Below are 2,893 nucleotides of genomic sequence, written 5' to 3'. Positions count from 1 at the left end.
CATTAGGAATGAGAACGATCAAGCCGATCGAACTATTAGTACCGGTAAGCTTCAAGCGTTGCCGCTCTTCCACACCCGGCCTATCAACGTGGTCGTCTTCCACGGTTCTCAGGGAATACTCGTTTCAAGGTGGGTTTCCCGCTTAGATGCCTTCAGCGGTTATCCCGTCCGTATATAGCTACCCTGCTATGCGGCTGGCGCCACAACAGGTCCACCAGAGATACGTCCATCCCGGTCCTCTCGTACTAGGGACAGATCCTTTCAATATTCCTACACCCACGGCAGATAGGGACCGAACTGTCTCACGACGTTCTGAACCCAACTCACGTACCGCTTTAAATGGCGAACAGCCATACCCTTGGGACCTGCTCCAGCCCCAGGATGCGATGAGTCGACATCGAGGTGCCAAACAACCCCGTCGATATGGACTCTTGGGGGTCATCAGCCTGTTATCCCCGGCGTACCTTTTATCCGTTGAGCGATGGCCCTTCCACACGGGACCACCGGATCACTATGACCGACTTTCGTCTCTGCTCGACTTGTCAGTCTCGCAGTCAGGCAGGCTTATGCCATTGCACTCAGCGAACGATTTCCGACCGTTCTGAGCCCACCATCGCGCGCCTCCGTTACTCTTTAGGAGGCGACCGCCCCAGTCAAACTACCCACCATACATTGTCCCGGACCCGGATAACGGGCCGCGGTTAGACATCCATAGTAATAAGGGTGGTATTTCAAGGGTGGCTCCACCAAGGCTGGCGCCCTGGCTTCAAAGCCTACCACCTATCCTACACATGCCACTACGAATGCCAATGTAAAGCTATAGTAAAGGTGCACGGGGTCTTTCCGTCTAACCGCAGGAACCCCGCATCTTCACGGGGAATTCAATTTCACTGAGTCTATGCTGGAGACAGCGGGGAAGTCGTTACGCCATTCGTGCAGGTCGGAACTTACCCGACAAGGAATTTCGCTACCTTAGGACCGTTATAGTTACGGCCGCCGTTTACTGGGGCTTCGATTCAGAGCTTGCACCCCTCCTCTTAACCTTCCAGCACCGGGCAGGCGTCAGACCCTATACGTCGCCTTGCGGCTTCGCAGAGCCCTGTGTTTTTGATAAACAGTCGCTACCCCCTGGTCTGTGCCACCCTCCACTGCTTGCGCAGCAAAGGGTCACGCTTCTTCCGAAGTTACGCGTGCAATTTGCCGAGTTCCTTCAGCATAGTTCTCTCAAGCGCCTTGGTATACTCTACCAGACCACCAGTGTCGGTTTCGGGTACGGTCTATAAGTGGGAGCTATTTCCTGGAACCGCTCCGCTGCCCAACCAATCCGATAAGGTTGAACAACTTGTGCGATCCGTCACTACCCACAGGCCCACGAATATTAACGTGGTTCCCATCGACTACGCATTTCTGCCTCGTCTTAGGGGCCGGCTAACCCTGCTCAGATTAACTTTAAGCAGGAACCCTTGGTCTTTCGGCGGGGGAGTCTCTCACTCCCCTTACGTTACTCATGTCAGCATTCGCACTTCTGATACCTCCACCGCCCCTCACGGGTACGGCTTCACTGGCTTACAGAACGCTCCGCTACCGCTCGTGATTGCTCACGAACCCTAAGCTTCGGTGTATGGCTTTAGCCCCGTTACATTTTCGGCGCAAAGACCCTTATTTAGACCAGTGAGCTGTTACGCTTTCTTTAAATGATGGCTGCTTCTAAGCCAACATCCTGGTTGTTTTGGGATCCTCACATCCTTTCCCACTTAGCCATAACTTGGGGACCTTAGCTGTAGGTCAGGGTTGTTTCCCTTTTCACGACGGACGTTAGCACCCGCCGTGTGTCTGCCGACTAGTACTCCTGGGTATTCAGAGTTTGCTTAGGTTTGGTAATCCGGTGAGGACCCCTAGCCCATGCAGTGCTTTACCCCCCAGGGTATTCGGTCGACGCTCTACCTAAATAGATTTCGCGGAGAACCAGCTATTTCCGAGTTTGATTGGCCTTTCACCCCTAGCCACAAGTCATCCCGAACTATTGCAACAGTTATGGGTTCGGTCCTCCAGTAGGTGTTACCCTACCTTCAACCTGCTCATGGCTAGATCACTCGGTTTCGGGTCTAATGCGTCGAACTGAACGCCCTGTTCAGACTCGCTTTCGCTGCGCCTACACCTACCGGCTTAAGCTTGCTCGACACACTAAGTCGCTGACCCATTATACAAAAGGTACGATGTCACCCTTGCGGGCTCCATCTGTTTGTAGGCAATCGGTTTCAGGTACTCTTTCACTCCCCTTGTCGGGGTGCTTTTCACCTTTCCCTCACGGTACTAGTTCGCTATCGGTCATGCACGAGTACTTAGGCTTGGAGAGTGGTCTCCCCATGTTCAGACAGGATTTCACGTGTCCCGCCTTACTCAAGGACTTTTGTTCGCATTACGTGTACGGGGCTATCACCCACTTCGGCCCTCCTTTCCAGAAGGTTCCACTTATCTCACAAAAGCCACTGGCCTGGTCCGCGTTCGCTCGCCACTACTTGCGGAGTCTCGGTTGATGTCCTTTCCTACGGGTACTTAGATGTTTCAGTTCCCCGCGTTCGCCACTTTACCCCTATGTATTCAGGGTAAGTTACCTATTATCGATACTTGGAAACCACAGCAGCAGATCGCTCTGCTGCTCTGATTTTCCAAGTACCTTAGGTGGGTTTCCCCATTCGGAAATCTACGGATCAAAGGGTATTCGCACCTCCCCGTAGCTTATCGCAGCGTATCACGTCCTTCATCGCCTGTGCATGCCAAGGCATCCACCAATTGCCCTTAAGACACTTGATCGTTCTCATTGCCAATGCCCATCAGTTTTTGCACATGAACCCTCAAGGCTCACACGCACAGATGGAATTGGCACAAAAAG

At 53.0% G+C, this 2,893-nt stretch carries 1 rRNA gene; it reads right to left on the bottom strand.

The features are described from left to right. Positions 1–14: 14 nt before the first annotated feature. Positions 15–2,814: ribosomal RNA gene (locus ACFWXH_RS31245) — 23S ribosomal RNA — on the bottom strand. Positions 2,815–2,893: the final 79 nt, after the last annotated feature.

It is taken from the genome of Mesorhizobium sp. NPDC059054 (assembly GCF_042739215.1).
Lineage (GTDB): Bacteria > Pseudomonadota > Alphaproteobacteria > Rhizobiales > Rhizobiaceae > Mesorhizobium.
The sequence above is the reverse complement of the archived record's forward strand: the minus strand, read 5'-3'. Positions and strand labels throughout refer to the sequence as shown.